The organism is Streptomyces prunicolor NBRC 13075 (assembly GCF_000367365.1).
GTDB classification, from domain to species: domain Bacteria; phylum Actinomycetota; class Actinomycetes; order Streptomycetales; family Streptomycetaceae; genus Streptomyces; species Streptomyces prunicolor.
This window is the reverse complement of the sequence record NZ_BARF01000014.1, coordinates 246,006-265,140: the sequence shown is the minus strand read 5'-3', so window position 1 is coordinate 265,140 and position 19,135 is coordinate 246,006. Positions and strand designations below refer to the sequence as shown.

At 70.1% G+C, this 19,135-nt stretch carries 20 protein-coding genes and 1 pseudogene; 16 read left to right on the top strand and 5 right to left on the bottom strand.

Features of this window, described 5'->3' with window-relative positions:
* Positions 1-63 precede the first annotated feature (63 nt).
* Entirely contained in the window at positions 64-1,128 is a 1,065-nt protein-coding gene (locus SPR02S_RS06980; RefSeq protein WP_019056223.1) for a LacI family DNA-binding transcriptional regulator, read from the bottom strand.
* A gap of 368 nt (positions 1,129-1,496) precedes the next feature.
* On the opposite strand from SPR02S_RS06980, the gene SPR02S_RS55280 reads away from it, so the two are divergent.
* Positions 1,497-2,060, top strand: coding sequence for an acyl-CoA thioesterase (locus tag SPR02S_RS55280; RefSeq protein WP_245607512.1), 564 nt, complete (start codon positions 1,497-1,499; stop codon positions 2,058-2,060).
* 249 nt (positions 2,061-2,309) lie between these two features.
* Positions 2,310-3,543: pseudogene (gene gad / locus SPR02S_RS55275) on the top strand (glutamate decarboxylase).
* 96 nt (positions 3,544-3,639) lie between these two features.
* Here the strand turns inward: gad and SPR02S_RS06965 are convergent.
* The 3 genes from SPR02S_RS06965 to SPR02S_RS06955 all read right to left on the bottom strand — a co-directional run bounded on the left by SPR02S_RS06965 (position 3,640) and on the right by SPR02S_RS06955 (position 6,112).
* Positions 3,640-4,704, bottom strand: coding sequence for a threonine aldolase family protein (locus SPR02S_RS06965; RefSeq protein WP_019056221.1), 1,065 nt, complete (start codon positions 4,702-4,704; stop codon positions 3,640-3,642).
* A gap of 110 nt (positions 4,705-4,814) precedes the next feature.
* The gene (locus tag SPR02S_RS06960) at positions 4,815-5,390 is read right to left on the bottom strand and encodes a helix-turn-helix domain-containing protein (protein WP_019056220.1); all 576 of its coding nucleotides are present in this window, start codon (positions 5,388-5,390) and stop codon (positions 4,815-4,817) included.
* The gene (locus tag SPR02S_RS06955; protein ID WP_019056219.1) at positions 5,387-6,112 is read right to left on the bottom strand and encodes an alanyl-tRNA editing protein; all 726 of its coding nucleotides are present in this window, start codon (positions 6,110-6,112) and stop codon (positions 5,387-5,389) included. The genes SPR02S_RS06960 and SPR02S_RS06955 overlap by 4 nt, the downstream gene beginning before the upstream one ends.
* Positions 6,113-6,456: 344 nt before the next feature.
* Between SPR02S_RS06955 and SPR02S_RS06950 the strand changes: the two genes are divergently transcribed.
* Positions 6,457-6,960 carry a hypothetical protein gene (locus SPR02S_RS06950; protein WP_019056218.1) on the top strand — a complete coding sequence of 168 codons (504 nt, stop codon included), beginning with the start codon at positions 6,457-6,459 and terminating at the stop codon, positions 6,958-6,960.
* 137 nt (positions 6,961-7,097) lie between these two features.
* Here SPR02S_RS06950 and SPR02S_RS06945 read toward each other — a convergent pair whose 3' ends face one another.
* Entirely contained in the window at positions 7,098-8,135 is a 1,038-nt protein-coding gene (locus SPR02S_RS06945; RefSeq protein WP_019056217.1) for a LacI family DNA-binding transcriptional regulator, read from the bottom strand.
* A gap of 255 nt (positions 8,136-8,390) precedes the next feature.
* On the opposite strand from SPR02S_RS06945, the gene SPR02S_RS06940 reads away from it, so the two are divergent.
* From SPR02S_RS06940 to SPR02S_RS06880, 13 genes are all read left to right on the top strand, one after another.
* Entirely contained in the window at positions 8,391-9,341 is a 951-nt protein-coding gene (locus SPR02S_RS06940) for a dihydrodipicolinate synthase family protein (protein WP_019056216.1), read from the top strand.
* 7 nt (positions 9,342-9,348) lie between these two features.
* A complete protein-coding gene (locus SPR02S_RS06935) occupies positions 9,349-10,224 on the top strand; it encodes an ABC transporter substrate-binding protein (RefSeq protein ID WP_019056215.1) in 876 nt (291 codons plus the stop codon).
* A 38-nt stretch (positions 10,225-10,262) separates the two neighbouring features.
* A complete protein-coding gene (locus tag SPR02S_RS06930) occupies positions 10,263-10,991 on the top strand; it encodes an amino acid ABC transporter permease (RefSeq protein WP_019056214.1) in 729 nt (242 codons plus the stop codon).
* The gene (locus SPR02S_RS06925) at positions 10,988-11,755 is read left to right on the top strand and encodes an amino acid ABC transporter ATP-binding protein (protein WP_019056213.1); all 768 of its coding nucleotides are present in this window, start codon (positions 10,988-10,990) and stop codon (positions 11,753-11,755) included. Before SPR02S_RS06930 ends, SPR02S_RS06925 begins: the two co-directional genes overlap by 4 nt.
* Positions 11,756-11,790: 35 nt before the next feature.
* Positions 11,791-12,084, top strand: coding sequence for a (2Fe-2S)-binding protein (locus SPR02S_RS06920; protein WP_019056212.1), 294 nt, complete (start codon positions 11,791-11,793; stop codon positions 12,082-12,084).
* A 4-nt stretch (positions 12,085-12,088) separates the two neighbouring features.
* The gene (locus tag SPR02S_RS55270) at positions 12,089-13,450 is read left to right on the top strand and encodes an FAD-dependent oxidoreductase (RefSeq protein WP_158697784.1); all 1,362 of its coding nucleotides are present in this window, start codon (positions 12,089-12,091) and stop codon (positions 13,448-13,450) included.
* Entirely contained in the window at positions 13,447-14,610 is a 1,164-nt protein-coding gene (locus tag SPR02S_RS06910) for an NAD(P)/FAD-dependent oxidoreductase (protein WP_019056210.1), read from the top strand. Before SPR02S_RS55270 ends, SPR02S_RS06910 begins: the two co-directional genes overlap by 4 nt.
* A gap of 13 nt (positions 14,611-14,623) precedes the next feature.
* Complete coding sequence (locus tag SPR02S_RS06905; protein ID WP_026150299.1) at positions 14,624-15,004, top strand: allophanate hydrolase-related protein; 381 nt, start codon at positions 14,624-14,626, stop codon at positions 15,002-15,004.
* Positions 15,005-15,030: 26 nt separating this feature from the next.
* Positions 15,031-16,473 (top strand): dihydropyrimidinase, encoded by a 1,443-nt coding sequence (gene hydA / locus SPR02S_RS06900; RefSeq protein ID WP_019056208.1) that lies wholly within the window; start codon positions 15,031-15,033, stop codon positions 16,471-16,473.
* Between the two features lie 68 nt (positions 16,474-16,541).
* On the top strand, positions 16,542-16,946 hold the full coding sequence (locus SPR02S_RS06895; protein ID WP_019056207.1) for a nuclear transport factor 2 family protein: 405 nt from the start codon (positions 16,542-16,544) through the stop codon (positions 16,944-16,946).
* 127 nt (positions 16,947-17,073) lie between these two features.
* A complete protein-coding gene (locus SPR02S_RS06890; protein ID WP_019056206.1) occupies positions 17,074-17,475 on the top strand; it encodes a winged helix-turn-helix transcriptional regulator in 402 nt (133 codons plus the stop codon).
* A gap of 86 nt (positions 17,476-17,561) precedes the next feature.
* The gene (locus tag SPR02S_RS06885; protein ID WP_019056205.1) at positions 17,562-18,485 is read left to right on the top strand and encodes a zinc-binding dehydrogenase; all 924 of its coding nucleotides are present in this window, start codon (positions 17,562-17,564) and stop codon (positions 18,483-18,485) included.
* A gap of 43 nt (positions 18,486-18,528) precedes the next feature.
* Positions 18,529-18,978 carry an SRPBCC domain-containing protein gene (locus SPR02S_RS06880; RefSeq protein ID WP_019056204.1) on the top strand — a complete coding sequence of 150 codons (450 nt, stop codon included), beginning with the start codon at positions 18,529-18,531 and terminating at the stop codon, positions 18,976-18,978.
* Positions 18,979-19,135: the final 157 nt, after the last annotated feature.

Sequence of the window (19,135 nt, the reverse complement as noted above, 5' to 3'; positions counted from 1 at the left end):
CCGGGTGGGTGCCGGGCCCACCGAGACGTGGCTGGTCTCAGGGTGGGCCGGGCGCAGGCCGGGTCAGCGGGTGGGTGCCGGGCCCACGGAGGCGCGGCTGACCACAGGGCAGGCCAGGCGCCGGACAGTTGCGGGCGGTGCCTGGCCGGCTTCGATGGTGTCCAGGAGCAGCCGGGTCGCCGCCTCGCCCATCGCCCGGTGCGGCAGCGCGACCGAGGTGAGCGGCGGGGTGAGGAACGCGGCCATGTGCTCCTGGTCGTCGTAGCCGACCACCGACAGATCGGCGGGCACGTCGATCCCGAGCCGGGTCGCGGCGTGCAGGACACCCGCCGCGACCCGGTCGTTGTAGCACAGGACGCCGGTGGGGCGACGGGCCGGCTCGATCCCGTCGAGCAGGTGCAGCGCCCCCGCGTATCCCGCGGAGATCTCCCCGCCGCCGCGCACGATCCATTCCTCGGGCACGGTGGCGCCCTCGGCACGCAGCGCCTCCCGGATGCCGCGGGTGCGTTCCACCGAGGCGATGTCGTCCAGACCGCCGATCACGGCGAGCCGACGGTGGCCGGCGGCGAGCAGCAGCCGGGCCGCGGTACGGCCACCGGCGCGCTCGGCGGGGACCACGGCGGGCAGGGAATCGTCCTCGGGCAGACAGTTGGCCAGCACGGAGTGGGTGCGGTGCAGGCCCTCGGGGACGCGGACCCGGCGCAGTGACATGGCCGCGTAGATGATGCCGTCCACGCGCCGGTCGAGCAGTTCCGCGACGGCCGCGTCCTCCTTGACCGGGTCACCGCCGGAGTCGACGGTGAGGACGAGATGGTCGCTGTCCCAGGCGGTCTCCATGGCGCCGCGCAGCAGCCGGCCGGCGAACGGTGAGGACGCGATCTCATCGGTGACCAGCCCGATCACGGCCGTACGGCGACGGCGCAGGCCTCGGGCGACCGGGTCGGGGCGGTAGCCCAGCTGGGCCGCGGCCTGCCGGATGCGTTCCTGGGTGGCGGCCGAGAGGTTGCCGTCGGCGCGGCCGTTGAACACGAAGGACACCGCGGTGTGGGACACACCGGCCAGCCGGGCGACGTCCCGTGACGTCGGGCGCCCGGTGCCCGTGTTCCTGCTCTCCTCGGCACCGCCCACGCCGTCCGCCGCCCTCGCCCAGCCCGACCCTGTCGATCACCGCCCACCCTATCCGCGGGGAGCGCCACGGCATACGGGAGATCCTCAGGGGACCGGGCCGGACCGCACATGCCGCTCACGACGACCGGGCTGTGGTGGCGGACCTGACTGGCGCCCTCACTGAAGGTGACGCCCTTGGTCCGGTGGACGGTGTTCTCATGCCCCGCGGGCATCACAGAGCACGAAACAGGTCTTGGACAGGGCCCGCGATCAGGCCGCACGGTGGAGTCGAACCTGATCATCAGCGAGGCACGGCATGAAAATTTCCCTGACGGGCCGAACTACTACGCCGAGGACTCATGATGGTTGACAGGCCTGCATCCCTTCCCGTGTCCGAGTCGGTCAACTTCGGCGTCTTGATCCCTCTGGACGTCTATTTCGACGACCTCGACCCGTACGGGATGCTGCACAACAGTCGCTACACCGTGATGGTCGAACGTGCTTGGAACACATACGCGTTCAGTCTGGGCTTCGGCGCATTCGAAGAGGCCAAGCCGACCCATTACGTCGTGAAGGCGGTCGGCATCGTGTTCGACCTCCCCGTGACCGGCAACGGGGAAATCGCCGTCCACCTCTGGACCGAGCGCGTAGGCCGCACATCGGCAACGACCGGCTTCCGCGTGTGCAGCCGTGATATCAGCACCACGTATGCACACGGGACGCGGACCATCGTGAATCTGAGCAGGGAGACGATGCGCCCCACCGAGTGGTCCGAGGACCATCGAGCGGGGTTCGATCGAATCCAGGGACCTGAAGCCTGGGACCTGGTCAGAGCCCCGCCCTGGTCAGAGCCCCGCCGACAGGCAAGTCCAGCCCCGCAAAAAGTAATGCCCAGTATGTACAAGGGAAAATCCAGTTCATCAGTCCGCAAATCGATCACTGAATCGGTGTAATCGGCAAATACACCGCGCCGCTTGGCGATCTAGCGTCGGAGTGCACGGGGCCGCACGGACCAGAAAGGCATCCAGACACTCATGCCCATCCCGCATACCGACGTCATGCCCGAAGCCGAGTTCGACACCCTGACCGTTTCCCGCGCCGGCGGCCTCCCGCCGGCCGTCGACCTCCTCCAGCCCGTCGACGAGCTGCCCGAGTTCGCGTCGGAGCCCGACCTGGTCTGCCGCCGCGTACGCGACGAGCTGATGCTCGACGGCAACGCCCGCCTGAACCTCGCCACCTTCGTGACGACCTGGATGGAGCCGCAGGCAAGGGAGTTGATGGCGGAGACCGCCGAGAAGAACCTCGCCGACCGCGCCGAGTACCCGCAGATCACGGCGATGGAGGAGCGCTGCGTACGGATGCTCGCCCGGCTCTGGCACGCGCCGCACCCGGAGCAGGTCCGCGGCTGCTCGACCACCGGCTCCAGCGAGGCCGCGATGCTCGGCGGGCTCGCGCTCAAGCGCCGCTGGCAGGAACGCCGCCGCGCCCAGGGCAAGGACACCGCCCGCCCGAACATCGTGATGGGCGCGAACGTCCAGGTGTGCTGGAAGAAGTTCGCCAACTACTTCGAGGTGGAGCCGCGTTACGTCCCGATGGAGCCGGGCCGCTACCACCTCACGGCCGACACGCTCACCGCGTACTGCGACGACAACACCATCGGCGTCGTGACGATCCTCGGCTCGACGTTCGACGGCTCCTACGAGCCCGTCGCGGACATCTGCATGGCGCTGGACGGCTACCAGGCCGCCACCGGCACCGACATTCCCGTGCATGTCGACGGCGCGTCCGGCGCGATGGTCGCCCCGTTCCTCGACCCGGGCCTCATGTGGGACTTCCAGCTCGAACGCGTCGCCTCCATCAACACCTCGGGCCACAAGTACGGGCACGTCTTCCCCGGCCTGGGCTGGGCCCTGTGGCGCGACGCCGAAGCCCTCCCCGACGACCTGGTGTTCGAGGTCGACTACCTCGGCGGCAGCTCCCCCAGCTTTCACCCTCAACTTCTCCCGCCCGGGCGCGCATGTCGTCGCGCAGTACTACAGCTTCCTCCGCTACGGCGTCGAAGGGCTGCGCAATCTGGCGGCGCAGAGCCGGAGCACGGCCCGCGCGCTCGCCGCACGCATCCGGACCATCGCGCCCTACGAGTTGATCACGGACGGCTCCGAACTCCCGGCGTTCGCCTTCCGGTTGGCGCCCGGCACACAGGGCTTCACGGTGTTCGACGTCTCCCACGCGATGCGCGCCCGCGGCTGGCATCTGCCCGCCTACAGCTTCCCCGCGCCCTGCCAGGACGTCTCCGTCCTACGTCTCGTGGTGCGCACCGGGTTCACCGCCGAGCTCGCGGGCATGTTCATCGCCGACCTGACCGAGGTCACCAGGAACCTGCACACCAGCCGCGCGACGCTCGCGCCACCGCACCAGCCGCTCGTCACCGCCTGACACGGCACACGGTGTCGCTCAACCCCGTCTCCCCCAGGCCTACTTCACCAGCGCCTCACTGACCGCCGGTTCCGACGCGGTCCGCAGGAGCATCCCTCAACGGGTGTGGCGGTGGACCGCGTCCAGCAGTTGGTCGATGTCGTCGGCGCTGTGCGAGAAGGCGGTGACGAAGCGGACGATGCCCGGCTCCCAGCGGTCGTGGTAGAAGGCGTAGCCCTCGGCGAGGAGTCCCTCGGTGACCTGCTGGGGCAGGCGGCAGAAGAGGATGTTGGCCTGCGGGGTGGCCAACAGGCCGGCGCCGGCAATGGACTTGAGGCCGTCGCCGAGGCGGGTGGCCATCGCGTTGGCCTGGCGGGCGTTGCGCAGCCAGAGGTCGTCGGTGAGATACGCGTCGATCTGGGCCGTGTTGAAGCGCATCTTGGAGGCCAGCTGCCCAGCGCGCTTGGCACGGAAGGCGAGTTCGCCGGCGAGCGCGGGGGCGAAGGAGACGATGGCGTCGGCGGTCATCGCACCGTTCTTGGTGGCACCGAACGACAGCACGTCGACGCCGGCCTTCCACGTCATCTCGGCCGGGGTGGCGCCGAGATGGACCAGGGCGTTGGCGAAGCGCGCCCCGTCCATGTGGACGCGCAGCCCCGCGTCCTTGGCGATGGCGGAGACCTGGCGGATCTCGTCCAGGGTGTAGACGCTGCCGCTCTCGGTGGCCTGGCTGATGCTCACCGCGGACGGCTGCACACTGTGCACGTCACCGGTCCGGCGACGCACCGCCACCCGCAGCGCATCGGGATCGATCTTGCTGTCGGCACCCGGGACACCGACGAGCTTGGCCCCATTGGTGAAGAACTCCGGCGCCCCGCACTCGTCGGTGTTGATGTGGCTGTCGGGGTGGGAGAGCACGCTCCCCCACGGCGGGGTGAGGGCGGCCAGACTCAGGCCGTTGGCGGCGGACCCGGTGGAGACCGGGAAGACCTCGACGTCCCGCTCGAAGATCTCCCCGAGCCTGCGGCGGGCGCTTTCGGTGAAGGGGTCGTTGCCGTACGGCAGGACCTGCCCGGCGGCCGCGTCGGCGACGGCGCGGGCTATCTGCGGGGACGCTCCGGCCATGTTGTCGCTGATGAAGGCACGGCTGGAGGGAGTGGTGGCGATGGCGGAGGTGCTCATGAACGGGGGTTCCTCGGTCTCAAGTCCTGCTGAGGTACTGGTTGTTGACGGCATCTCAAGTACTGCTGAGGCGTTGACTGTTGACGGTGCCTCAGATGCCGGATGGAGTCTCAGGTGCTGATGGGAGAGGCGAAGACGACGGTGATGTCGACCTCCTCGGCGCCGGTCCGGTAGAAGTGCGGCGCGTCTCCGGCGAAGGCGAGCATGTCGCCCGGGCCCAGATCCTCCGGGGCGTCGACCGGACCGGCGGTGACGTGCCCGGTGGCGATGAGCAGGTGCTCGATGGTGCCGGTGGCGTGCGGTACGCCGGCCAGCTCCGTCTCCGGCGGGATGCGCAGCCGCCAGATCTCCAGGCTGTTGCCGCTGCTGATCCGGCGTAGCAACTCCCGTGACACTTCCCCGGGTTCGATGTCCGTGCCCGGCCGGAACACCGGACCGGTGTCGGCGTCACGCGCCAGCAGGTCGGCGATCGGGATGCGCAGGGCGATCGCGATCGCGTCCAGAGTGTCGATCGTGGGGTTGCCGTTTCCGGCCTCCAGCTGCGACAGCGTGGCCTTGCTCAGCCCGGCGCGCCGGGCCATCTCCGCGGCGCTCATGCCGCGCTGCTGACGGCGCAGCCGGATCTTCGCGCCGACCGCTGCCGCGGTACTGCTCACCGGCCGACGGCCGGACGGCGGGGGCGTCATCGACGGCTCCGGTGGGTCGCGGTGTAGGACACGCGGATACGGCCCTTCTTGACCTTCAGCGTCGGCAGCGCCACGTCGGCCAGGTCGCCGAGGCTGCGCACATGCGTGCCGCCGCACGGCGCGGAGTGCAGCGCGTCGAGATGCACCTCGCGCCGCCCGTCGGGGAGGTACCGCGCGGAGACCGGCAGATCGTCGGCGACCGCGGCCGCCACCGCGGCGCGCAGCACGGCGGTCACTTCCTCCCGCCCCTCCGGGTCGGCCAGTCGCGCGTCCGAGGGCGGTGGCTGGAACTCGATCCGGGCCTGACCGGGGAAGTGGATGCTTCCGACCATCTCCCACCCCTGCGTCCGCCCGACCGCCTCGACGAGATGCCCGGCCGTGTGCAGCGCGGCATGCAGCAGCCGCGCCTCAAGATCGATCCGGGCCCGCACCCACTCCCCCACGGCGAGTTCCGGAAGACCGCCGCCCGCAGCCGCCGTAGCGACGACCAGCCCCGACTCGCGGTCCCGGACCGGAACGACCTCCACGTCCTGCAGCCATCCCCGGTCGGCGGGCTGGCCGCCGCCCTGCGGATGGAACAGACAGTGTTCGACGGCCGCCCACGGCGTCCCGTCCTTCTCACCGACCGCGATCACTCGCGTATCGACCTGCTCCAGGTAGGTGTCGTCGAGGTAGGCGCTGATCTGCGCGCCCTCCCGAACAGCCGCGATTGAATAAACCATGCGTTCACTATACCGAACTCTAGCAAGGTATTGAACGCATCGTTCGTTTTAATCAACACCACTACGCCCGTACGCGCGCCAAGGCCAGAAATCGACGGATGCCCGAGAACAGGCGCACCGCCCGAGGCAGCACGCCGTCCGGCGCCTCCGGTATCACGCCAATATCGGCATCCGTCGGCCGGCCACCGACGGGCCCACCTCCACCCCGTCAGCTCACTTCACACACTCGCCGCACTCCCGTCACACAAGAAACGCATCCAGCCGATCGGGGCCGGGGCGCTGCCCGCGGGGCAGACGGCGTGCACGCGGCCCGCCTAGCCTCCGGGCCCATGCGATCACCCCGTATGAGACGCCTCGGTCTCGCCACCGTCCTCGGTCTCGCCCTCGCCGTCTTCGGCCTGGCCCCGAGCGCGAGCGCGGCGGACGCCGACCTGACCTTTGCCACCGACACCGCCACCACGACGCCCGGCGGCGCGGTGAAACTCTCGATGACGCTGACCAACAACAAGACCTACGACGTCCTGTTCGTCTACCAGACGATCGAGCCCACCTGGCTAACCACCCAGCGGCCCGACCTCAAGTACAGCTTCACCGACTGCGCCCTGACCACGGACACCGGCAGCACTCCCTGCACCGGTGTCGGGCCCACCGACCTGGGCCCGGACTACGGCGCCACCATCCCGCCCGGGCAGAGCAGGACCGTGACGCTGACCCTGCAGGTCGCCGCCGATTCGGGCTGCAACGGGAACATCGGCTTCTACTCCTACTACTACTCCGAGTTCAGCGACTCGACGAACGTCAGCGGCGGCCCGGTCTACACGCCGGAGACGCGCGTCCTCTGCGCCTGACACCGGCGACCCTCGTCAACCCCGCGGCTCCGAGAAGCGCTCGGCTGGAACGGTCCAGCCGAGCGCTTTCCGTTGTCTGTCGCTCAGCCCGTCTGTCTGTCGTTCAGTCCGTCGGCACCACCCACAGGAGCCGGCCGTCACTCCGGCCGGCGCGGGACCGCCGTCGAATCGCGTACCACCAGCCGCGACCCGACACGGATGAGCCGGCCGACGCTCTCCTCGCCGGGTTCGCCGTTGTCGGGGCGGCTGTCGATACGGCGCAGCAGTTGCTCCGCCGCGAGCTCGCCGAGGTCGCGGGCCCCGTTGTCGACGACGGTGATCGGCGGGTGCCAGTACGGGAACCAGGGCGCCTCCTCGTGGCACACGAGGGAGAGCTGTTCCGGTACCCGGACCCCGAGCTGCACCAGGGCGCCGAGCACCCCGAACGTCGCTTCATGGTTGGCGCTGTACAGCGCGGTGGGCGGGTTGTGCGCACCCATCAGCCGCATCGCCGCCTCCGCGCCGAACGGCACGGTGAACGGACCTCGCGCGCACAGGGCGGGATCGGGTTCGAGTCCGACGGTGGCCAGCGCCGCGGCGAACCCCGCGTAACGGTCGCGTCCGGAGTCGACGCCCGCCGGGCCACCGATGAAGGCGACGCTCCGGTGCCCGAGGTCGAGCAGGTGCCGGACGGCCAGTTCGGCGCCGTCCCGGTCGGCGGCCATCACCGAGTCACCGGGGGCGCTGTCGGGCGAGCGCATCAGGTTGACCACGGGGATTCCGGCCGCGCTCACCTGCCGTACCGTCGCTGTGTTGTCGCCCGTGCCCACGATGATCAGGCCGTCGACGCGGTGGTCCAACAGCATGTCCAGGTAACGGCGTTCGCGTGCCGGGTCCGAGTCGGTGACGCACAGCAGTACTTGGTAGCCGCGTTCGTCGAGCCGCTGCTGGAGCACCTCGGTGATGCGGTGGAACGAGGCGTTCACCAGGTTCGTTATGACCAGCCCGACGAGGTTGCTGCGCCGGGTGCGCAGTCCGCTGGCGATCCGGTTGGGGCGGTAGCCGAGGCGTTCCGCCGCGGACTGCACCGCGCGCTTCGTCCGATCACTGACCCGACTTGAGCCGCTCAGCACCCGCGAGGCGGTGCTCTTGGAGACCCCTGCCGCCTCGGCCACCTGGTCCAAGGTGACGGCCACCGGCCCACCCCCGATCATGAAATCGATCCCATACGGCCCTTCTCACGCGCCGAGCCGTGATCGCCATCATGTCAGACGCGGTCGAGTCGGTGGCGTAAACAATGCGTTTCGCCAGCAGTTTCCGGCCAGAACGAGGTTGACCGGCGCCTCCGGCCGGTGTCACGGTGCTGTGCAATCGATCCCACAGAGTGGTCCCACAGGTGTTGTCCCTACGGGACGTCCTGACGGGACGGACACTCGATCGGAGCACACCCGATGAACACTTCCGGCGCCGCCCCCTGGCGCGGCTACTGGCCGGCCGCACCCACCCCCTTCACCGCCGACGGCTCCCTCGACGAGGACGCCTGGCGCGCACTGCTCGCGCTGTACGCGGAGCACGGCGTGCACGGGGTCCTGGTGAACGGCACCACCGGCGAGTGGTTCTCCCAGACCCCCGAGGAGCGCCGCCGGGTCGCCGAGATCGCGGTCGCCGAACTCTCCGGACAGATACCGGTGGTGATCGGCTGCGGGGCCTACACCGCCGCCGAGTCCGCCCGCTACGGCGAGCACGCCCGCGCGATCGGCGCGGACGGCATCCTCACCACCCCGCCGCCCTACGTCCACCCGAGCCAGCACGAGATCCACGCCTTCTACGCCACTCTCGCCGGGGCGGTCGACCTGCCGCTCATGGTCTACAACTGGCCGCGCGGCACCGCCGTCGACATCAGCGTCAACACCCTCGTCAAACTGGCCGAGTTGGACACCGTGGTGGCCGTCAAGGACAGCTCGGGCGACGAGTTGAAGGTCGCGGACACCTGCGCCGCCCTGGCCGGAAAGGTCCAGGTCTTCGGCCGCTTCATCCACCGCCGGGGCATGGCCGTCATGGCCGAGTTCGGCGGCGCCGGGAACATCGACGGCGGCGGCCTCGGCGCGCCCTTCGCCGTCCCCTTCTACGAGGCCTACTGGGCAGGCGACTTGCCCCTCGCCCGGGAATGGTCGGCACGCTACGAACAGCTTGTGAACCTGCTCGTCAACGACGACTACAGCTCACGGTTCGCCTCACCCACCTCGCAGCTCAAAGCCGCCATGCGGCTGCTCGGGCAGCCCGGAGGGCATGTACGCCCCCCGCTGCTCCCCCTGGAGGACCCGTCCGCGCTGCTCGGCCTGTCCGAGGCGCTCGACGAGGCCGGGCTGCACTCCTGTTCCACCAGCACCGGAAAAAGGTGAACCGACCGTGCGCAGACTTCTCATCGCGGCCTCCTCCGCCGCCGCCCTGCTTCTGACCCTGACGGCCTGCGGCAGCGGTGACTCGTCCTCGTCGTCCGCCGCCGCGGCCCCGACCGGCTGCACGCCCAAGGTCGGCAAGTCGGACCTGGTCAAGGCGGGCACGTTGACGATCTCGACCAACGCGACCCTGCCGCCCATGCAGTACCTGGACGCCTCGAACAAGATCGTCGGCATGCGGGTGGACCTCGGCAACGAGATAGCCAAACTCCTCTGTCTCACCCCGAAGTTCGTCAACATCCCCTTCGACGCACAGATCCCCGGCGTGCAGTCCGGCCGCTGGGACATGATCGACACCGGCATGTTCTACACACCGGAACGCGCCAAGACCGTCAAGCTCGTCCCCTACGAGGTCCAGGGCGTCTCGATCTCGGTCGCCAAGGGCAACCCGAAGAAGATCACCTCCGAGGCCGACCTGTCCGGCAAGACCATCGCCGTGGAGGCCCCGGGCTACGAGTTCGACACCCTCACCGCGCTCAACAAGGAACTGAAGGCGGCCGGCAAGAAGCAGGTCACCGTCCGCACCTTCACCACCACCGCCGACGCCTACCAGGCACTGTCCGCGGGCCAGGTGGAGGGCGTGGCCATCGTCGAGGCCGTCACCAGCTACTACCAGAAGGACGGCCGCTTCGAGACGGCGGTCAAGGGCATGAACCCCGCCCCGCTCGCCCTCGGTTTCGGCAAGCAGAAGCCCGCCGACGCGGTCGCGAACGCGCTCAACACCCTTCGTAGCAACGGGTACTTGACCACGTTGTACAAGAAGTACGGCGTCACGGCCTACACCGGCGACCTCAAGGTGACCACCGGCGCGATCAGCGCGAAGTAACCCGATCACCGCCAAGCAACCAGCGAAGGGCGAGAGCCATGTGGTCGTGGGATGCCTTCTTCGACTTCCTCACCAATCCCCAGCTCATCCAGGGAGCCTGGACGACGATCTGGCTGACCGCGGTCAGCATGGCGCTCGCCCTTCCGCTCGCCGTACTCGTGGCGCTCGGCCGGGCGTCCCGCATTGGACCGGTCCGGGCGGTCACCGGCTTCTACGTGTGGCTGATGCGCGGCACACCTCTCCTGGTCCAACTGGTCATCATCTACACGGGGTTGCCCCAGCTGGGCCTGCGCCTCGGCGTGATCAGCGCGGCCCTGACCGGTCTGGTCCTCAACGAGGCGGCGTATCTCTCGGAGATCGTCCGGGCCGGGGTGCTGTCGGTCCCGCGCGGTCAGTCCGAGGCGGCCCGCGCGCTGGGTATGCCGCCCTGGAAGGTGTTCCGGGTGGTGGTCATGCCGCAGGCCCTGCGGGTGATGGTCCCGCCGCTCGGCAACAGCTTCAACGGACTGCTCAAGACGACCACGCTCGTCTCGGTGATCTCCGTCGAAGAGCTGCTGCGCCGCACGCAGTTCGCCGTCCAGACCAACTTCCGGGTCCTGGAAGGCCTCACGGCAGCCGCCCTGTACTACCTGGCGATGACCACCCTGTGGGGACTGGTCCAGCGGTGGCTGGAGATCCGGGTCGGCCGCGGCCACCAGACCGGGCCGAGCAAAGGCCGTCGCGTCAAGACCGCCGCCGTACCGGCACTCGAAATGGAGACCCGATGACCATCGAGACGGTCGTTGAAGCGCGCCAAGTACGCAAGTCGTACGGCGGAGTTGAGGTCCTCAAAGGCATCGACCTGACCGTTCGGCAGGGCGAGGTCGTGCTCGTCCTGGGCCCTTCGGGCGGCGGCAAGAGCACCTTCCTGCGCACCCTCAACCACCTGGAGACCCCCGACTCGGGCACCGTCAGCATCTGCGGCGAACGGATCGGCTACGGCGAGCGGGGCGGGCGCCAACTCGCCCTGCGGGAGCGGCGAATCGCCGTCCAGCGGCGGCGCACCGGCATGGTGTTCCAGCAGTTCAACCTGTTCCCGAACATGACCGCGCTGGACAACGTGGCGTCCGGCCCGGTGCATGTGAACGGTGTCTCCAAGTCCGAAGCACGCGGCGCGGCCCGCGAGTTGCTGGCCATGGTGGGACTCGCCGACAAAACCGCCTCCTACCCCGCCCAGCTCTCCGGCGGCCAGCAGCAGCGGGTGGCCATCGCCCGTGCCCTGGCAATGCGCCCGGAGTTGCTGCTCTTCGACGAGCCGACCTCGGCGCTCGACCCGGAGATGGTCGGCGAGGTCCTCGACGTCATGGTGCGGCTCCGCGAAGAGGGCATGACCATGATCGTGGTCAGCCATGAGATGGGTTTCGCGCGGGCGGCGGCCGACCGGGTGGTGTTCATCGCCGACGGCACGGTGGTGGAGGACAAGTCCCCGGACCTCTTCTTCTCCGCTCCGGAACACGAACGCACCCGCCAGTTCCTGGACCGGATCCTGTGAACCCCCCACTCCCCTTGAGCCCTGTGAGCACAGCCATGAGCACCAACTCCCTTCCCCAGACGGTCACCGTGACCATCGACGGCACCCCCGGCCAGGCCTGGGCGGGCCAGTCCGTGACCGCCGCCCTGGTCGCGGCCGGCATCTGGCCGCTGCGCCGCAACCCGGTCAACGGCCAACTACGCGGCCCCTTTTGCGGGATGGGCGTCTGCCTGGAATGCGAGGTGACCATCAACGGCCGCCCCGGCACCCGCAGTTGCACCGCCCACGTCACCGACGGCATGGACATCCGCACCCACACCGAACCCCTGCCGACGGCCGCGCATGGCTGACGTCATGGCGGAGTCGGAGGCGGACGTCGCAGTCATCGGGGGCGGGCCGGCGGGACTGCACGCGGCGCTGGTCCTGGCCCGGGGCGGGCTGAGCGTCGTCCTGCTCGACGAGTCCGACACCCTTGGCGGTCAGTACTACAAGCGCCGGGCCGAGCAACTCACCGCCGCTTTCGGCGACTTCCGCCCGCGCGGCACCGAACTCATCCGCCAGGTACGGGACTCCGGCGTCGACTGCCGCACCGGCACTCTGGTCTGGGGCGCGGAGGACGGAGGCCGCACCCTCTTCACCTCGGACGTCCGCACGGGTGCCCTCGGTCGCGTCAACACCCGCGCCACCCTCGCCGCCACCGGCGCGTACGAACGTTCCCTGCCCTTCCCTGGTTGGACGTTGCCGGGTGTCGTCACCCCCGGGTTCGCCCTGCACCTGGCCACCATGGACCGGGTTCCCGTGGGCCAACGGGTGGTGCTGGCCGGGACCGGTCCATTCCTGCTGCCGGTCGCCTGCGCGCTGCTGGAGGTGGGCGCCCGGATCGAGGCACTGGTCGAGCTGAACCACCCGTACCGGCCAGGGGTTTCCTCGATCGGCGGCGCGCTGCGGCAGCCCGCCCGGCTCGCGGAGGCGGCCCGCTATCTGCTCACCCTCGCCCGGCACGGCGTCCGCGTCGAACAGGGCTCCCGCGTGCTGGCAGCGCACGGCGACACTCAGGTCACCGCCGTGGACATCGGCCAAGAGGACGGCAGCGTAAAGCAGTTGGAGACCGACGCGCTCTGCGTGGGCTTCGGCTTCCGCCCCAGCACCGAGCTCCCCCGGTTGCTGGGCTGCGCCACCGAGCCGGATCCGTCGGGCACGGAGCAGCTCCCGATCGTGGACGCGGACGGCGCGACCTCGGTCGACGGCCTGTACGTCGCCGGGGACTGCGCCGGTATCGCGGGGGTGCACGCGGCGGGCGTACGGGGGCAGCTCGCCGCCCACGCAATCCTGCGCCGCCTGTCGCCCGAACGCCCGACGGTGCGACTGTCGGGCCTCCGCCGCCGAGCCCGTGCCCTGGACCGTTTCGCCGAACTGGCCGACCGCCTCTACCCGTTGCCGACCACGGCCGACATTCCCGACGAGACTCAGGTCTGCCGCTGCGAGGGCGTCAGCGCGGGCGAGATCCGGCAGGCCGCCGCGACCGGCTGGAACGACCTGCACGGCACCAAGGCCGCCACCCGCGCCGGCATGGGCCCGTGCCAGGGACGCGAATGCGGCCACATCGTCGCGGCGTTGGCCGGACGGAACGAGGGCGCGGCAGAGTGCTTCGCGGCCCGGATGCCGATACGGCCGCTGCCCATGGCCGCGACGGTCGAAGGGCAGGAAGTCCCGTGAACCAGCCCGATGTTGTCGTCATCGGCGCAGGCATCCTCGGCGCCAGTGCCGCCTTCCACCTCGCCGAACGCGGTTACCGGGTCGTGGTGTTGGAGCGCGGCGCACCCAATCGCGAGGGCTCCGGCACCACCGCCGGCAACCTCCACATCCAGGCCATCCACACCCGCCGCCCGGGTCAGGAGGTCCCGGTCGACAGCGCCCGTCTGCTGCCGCTGCAACGCCGGGCGTCCGACCACTGGTCGCAGATCGAGGAACGGCTCGGCGCGGACGTGGAGTTGCGGCGCGGCGGCGGCTTCATGGTCGCCGAAACAGCAGCCCAGGAAGCGGAGTTGAGGGAGAAGCACGAGTGGGAGCGGCAGGCGGGCATCCCCACCGAGGTGCTCACCGGAGACGAGGCCCGCAAGCAGCTGCCGCTGCTCTCCGACCGGGTACGCGCGGCCAGTTGGTGCCCGCTGGACGGCTACGCCAACCCGCTCCTGATCACCCCCGCCTATCTCACCGCGGCCCGCCGCCTCGGCGTCGAGGTGCACGCCTTCACTCCGGTCACCGGCATCCAGCGGATCGGTGACGACTACAAGGTGCTGTCGGGCGACCGGAGTTGGACCGCTCCCGTGGTCGTCAACGTGGCCGGGCCGTGGATCACCGAGATCTCCGCACTCGCCGGGGTGGGGATCCAGATGTCCCCGGTCGCGATCCAGATGCACGTGACCGTGCGGGTCCCGCCGGTCATGCACCACCTGGTCCAGCACATCGGCGAGGGCATGTCGGTCAAGCAGGTCAGCGCGGGCAACCTGCTGATCGGCGGCGGCTGGCCCGCGGCGAGGCTGGACATGGAAGGGCGCAGCACCGTCAGCGTGCCCAGCATGGCCGGCAATCTCGCGCAGGCCGGGCGCGTCCTGCCGTTCCTCGGCGATCTGCGGCTGCTGCGCATGTGGGCCGGACCGCTGGCCGCGACCCCGGACGAGATGCCGGTCGTCGGCGAGGTCCCCGGCCACCCGGGCTTCTTCGTCGCGGGCGGCACCTACGCCTTCACCCTCGCCCCGGTGTGGGGCGACACGCTGGCCCGCCAGATCGCCGGGGAGGCCCCGGCCGATCCCGTGGACGACCTCGGCCCGGGCCGCCTGCTCCACGACGGCGCCACCACTCCCGTATCGCCCTGAAAGGCACTCCCCCATGACCCTGAGAATGTTCGTCAACGGCCAGGCCATGTCCGGCGGCACCCTCAACCACGCGCTGAGCGAGGCCCGCCTCCTCGGCCCCGCCCGCACGGCGCCCACGTACCGCTTCTTCTCCGTACGCGACGAGTTCCCCGGCCTGCACCCCGTCACGGAGGGCGGCGCGGCGATCAACGGCGAGGTGTACGAGGTCAGTTACGAGGTGCTGCGCGAGCAACTGCTCCCCAAGGAACCCGCGGAACTCGAACTGGGCGTCATTGCCCTGGCCGACGGTTCGGGCTCCTTCTCGATGCGGATGCGCGCCTCCGCGCTGACGGCTCCCGGGGTCGTCGACATCACCGCCCATGGCGGCTGGCACGCCTACCTCGCCTCTCTCTGACACCTCGTCCTCGCTGGAGGTTCGCCATGTCCCACCACCCCTCATCGATCGAACCCGTCGCATCCGCCCAGCCCGTCGACCTCGTCGTCCGGGGCGGCACCGTGGTCAACGCCGACTGGCAGGGCGCCGCGGACGTCCTGATCGGCGGCGGCAAGGTGCTCGGGCTGGTGGAGCCGGGCGCGTACCGCGCCGTACAGGCCCCCGGCACCACCGAGTTGGACGCCTCGGGACGCCTCGTGCTGCCCGGCGGCGTGGACCCGCACTGCCATGTCGGCTTCACCTCGGGGGACTTCACCTCCCTCGACGACTACCGCCAGGCCACCACGGCGGCCGTCTTCGGCGGTACGACCACGATCGTGGACTTCGCCATCCCGCGCCCCGGCGAGAACCCGGCCGACGTCGCCGCGGCCCAACGCGCCAAGGCGGCGCAGGGGTTGTGCGACAGCGCGCTGCACGGGTGCGTGGTCGAGTGGGACGACACCGTGCCGGAACAGCTGCGGTCGCTGGCCTCCGACGGCATCGTCACGGTGAAGATGTTCACCACCTACCGCGGCGAGACCATGGCCGACGAGAAGACCATCCTCAACGTGATGACCACGTTGCGGGACCTCGGCGGCATGGTGGTCATCCATTGCGAGGCCGACCACATCATCGCGGACACGCAGGAGCGCGGCGAGGCGGCCGGGGCGATCAGCGCGGGCCATCACGCCGGTACCCGGCCGGAGTTGGCCGAGAACGCGTCCGTCGCCGAGATCCTCGCCATCGCGGAGTCGGTGTCGGCCCCGGTGTACTTCGTCCACCAGTCGACGCCCGAGGCGGTCGACCTGGTGGCCCGTGCCCGGGGCCGGGGAGTGCGGGCGTTCACGGAGACGGTGGCCCACCACCTGGTCCTCGACGACTCGGCGTACGCGGGCCCGCACCCCGAACGCTTCGTGTGCTGCCCGCCGTTGCGCGACGCCGGCACGGTCGCCGGGCTGCGCTCACGGCTGCTCATGGGCCAGGTGGCGACGATCGGCAGCGACCACTGCTGCTACGACACGGCCCAGAAGGAGTCGGTGAGTCATGACGTACGGGCAATGCCCAACGGACTGCCGGGAGTTGAGACCCGGATGCCGATGATCTTCAGCGAACTGGTGGTCAAGGGCGGCCTGCCGATGGGCCGCTTCGTGGAGTTGCTGTGCGCCAACCCGGCCAGGCTCAACGGCCTGTACCCCCGCAAGGGAGTCATCGCCCCGGGCTCGGACGCGGACCTGGCGATCTGGAACCCGACGGCCACCCGCACCGTCCACAGCACCGCCCTGCACATGGCCACGGACTACACGCCGTACGAGGGCATGCAGGTCACCGGCTGGCCGGAGACCGTCGTGGTGGGCGGCCGTCCCGTCGTCGACGCCGGCCGGCTGCTGGACGCCGAACCCCGGGGCCGCCATCTGCGCTCGGGTCCGCTGAGCCGGTCGCTGGTCTGCTGATCGCGCGGCTCCCGTCTACCCTGTTCTCGCCCCAGACTGTTTCGCCCGCCCGCAGAAGGGACCAGGCCATGGACCCTGACATCCGGACCCGTGCCGCGATCGAGGAACACTGGCAGGCGTCGGAGCGCGGAGACAGCGAGACCGAGCACGCGATCTACGCCCCGGACGCGCTCCTCGACTATCCCCAGTCGGGAGAACGCTTCCGGGGCCGCGCCACGATCGCGGCCCAACGCGGCGGCCATCCCGCCGACCGCCACTTCACCGTCCGCCGGATCACCGGCGGCGGGGAGCTGTGGGTGAGCGAGTGCGTGATCACGTACGACGGGGTGCCCAGTTACGTGGTGAGCATCATAGAATTCACCGACGGGCATGTGGTGCACGAGACGCAGTACTTCACGGACTCCTTCGGCGCGCCCGAGTGGCGGGCAGCGCTCGCGGAGCCGATGCCGGGCCGGGACATCACCAGGGCCTGACCACGTCCGACCCTTCACTTTCCGTTTGCGAACTCGAACACACCCCGAACGTCGGACATCGGGCAGGTTACGATCGATTCGAACGTAAGCCCCTCAAAGTGAGCGGCCCTCCTGACGGGAGACCCGGATGACCACCAACGCCAAGCCGACGCGCCGGATCGAGCCCGGCACGTACGAGGCGTACATGCAGGACTGCCCGGCGGTGGCCCTGCTCTCGACGATCAGCAACCGGTGGGTCAGCCTGACGATGTGCACCCTCGGGTCCCACGGCGACCCGATGCGCTACAGCCATGTCAGCCGGGAGATCCCGGGCGTCAGCCAGAAGATGCTCACCCAGACACTGCGCATGCTGGAACGCGACGGCATGGTGAAGCGGACGGTCACACCGACCGTGCCGGTGCGCGTCGACTACGAGCTGACCCCGCTCGGGCAGGGCCTGTACGGCCTGCTGTCCCAGGTGCGCGACTGGGCCGCGGAGAAGACCGACGAGGTCGACGAGGCGCGGGCACACTACGACGCCCGGCAGTAACGCACTTTAAAGTGCCTACTTACTAATCGATCGTAACCCGCCTAGCGTTCGTGATGTTCGGATACGCAAACGCAAGGGCGGACATCATGCGCGCTGCAGTCGTCAGGAAGATCGGTGGACCCGAGGCCGTCGAGGTCGTGGAGGTCCCACTCCCGGAGCCGGGCCCCTTTGAGGTCCGTGTCAAAGTCGCGGCTGCCGCGCTCAATCCCGCGGACGCCGCTGTGTGGGGCGGGTTCTTCGGACCGATGGAGGGGGTCGAGTACACCGGTCTCGGTCTGGACGCCGCCGGGGTCATCGACGCGGTCGGCCCGGGTGTCCTGCTCAAGACCGGTACACCGGTGATCGTGTTCGACGCCCCCGTGGTGCGCCCCACGAAGGCCCAGGCCGAGTACCTGGTGACCGACCTCAACTCCCTCGCGCCCGCCCCCGAGGGCATGGACCTCACGCTCGCGGCGACGATCCCCCTCAACGCGATGACCGCCTCGCTGGCCCTGGACCACCTCCCGCTACGGCCTCGCGACACCTTGCTCGTCACGGGTGCCGCCGGTGCCGTGGGCGGCTACGCCGTCGAGTTGGCAAGGACCCGGGGCGTGCGGATCGTCGCGCAGGGGCGGCCCGAGGACGAGGAGTTCCTCCGCGACCGCGGCGCCACCTGGTTCGTGTCCCGCGACGAGGAACTGAGCGCGGCGGTACGGCGGTTCGTGCCGGGAGGCGTGGACGGCGTGCTCGACGCGGCGGCGCTGGGCGCGCCCGCGCTGGCGGCTGTCCGCGACGGCGGCATCTTCGTGAGCGTGCGGCTGGACGTGCTGCCCGACCCCGAGCGGGGCGTGGTCGTCCGCCACACCTTCGCCGGCCCCGAACCGACCCGTCTCGCGTACCTCTCCGCCCTCGCCGAGGTCGGCGTGCTGACGCCCCGCGTGGCGCGGACCTACCCCCTGTCGCAGGCCACCGAGGCCCACACCCAGCTCGCCCGGGGCGGCCTGCGCGGCCGGATCGTCCTGGTGCCGTGACGCCTGAGCCCGCCGTACGACACGACGACGGAAGGAGCCGATCGTGAAGGAAACCCCTGCTGTCTCCGCGGTGACCAGGATCTCCGCGCCGGTGGAGGCCGTGTGGCGCGTGATCGTGGCGCTGGACCAGTACGTGCGGTGGCATCCGGTTCTGTCGCTCGACGCGAAGCCCGAGGAGGTCGTGGTCGGGGCGGAGGTTCCGGGCCGGGTCTCCGACGGCGACGCCACCGCCGTGCAGGAGGTCACGATGAGGATCGTTGAAGTCAAGCCACCCCATCGGCTGGTCTGGGAAGGCGGATCACTCGACGCGATCCTCGGCAGGCACTCGTTCGTACTCACCCAACAGCCGGACGGCACCACGGAGTTGACCGACTCCGAGGAGTTCTACGGCGCCACCACTGCCGAACTCGTCCCGGCGCTCGACCAGCTCAAGGAGACATATGCCCGGTACGGCGCCGCCCTGCGGACACGCGTGGAGGGCCTGTCCGGCTGACGGAGGGACAGAGAACGTCATCACCGCATTCCTGCACCGTCATCCCGACAGCGCGGGCCTGCCGAAGTAAGGCCCCACCCCGCCCAAGTGTCGCCCTGCGGAAAGTCCACGTTCATCCACCCGTTCTGGTCTCCTGGGATGTGGACGCGATCATGAG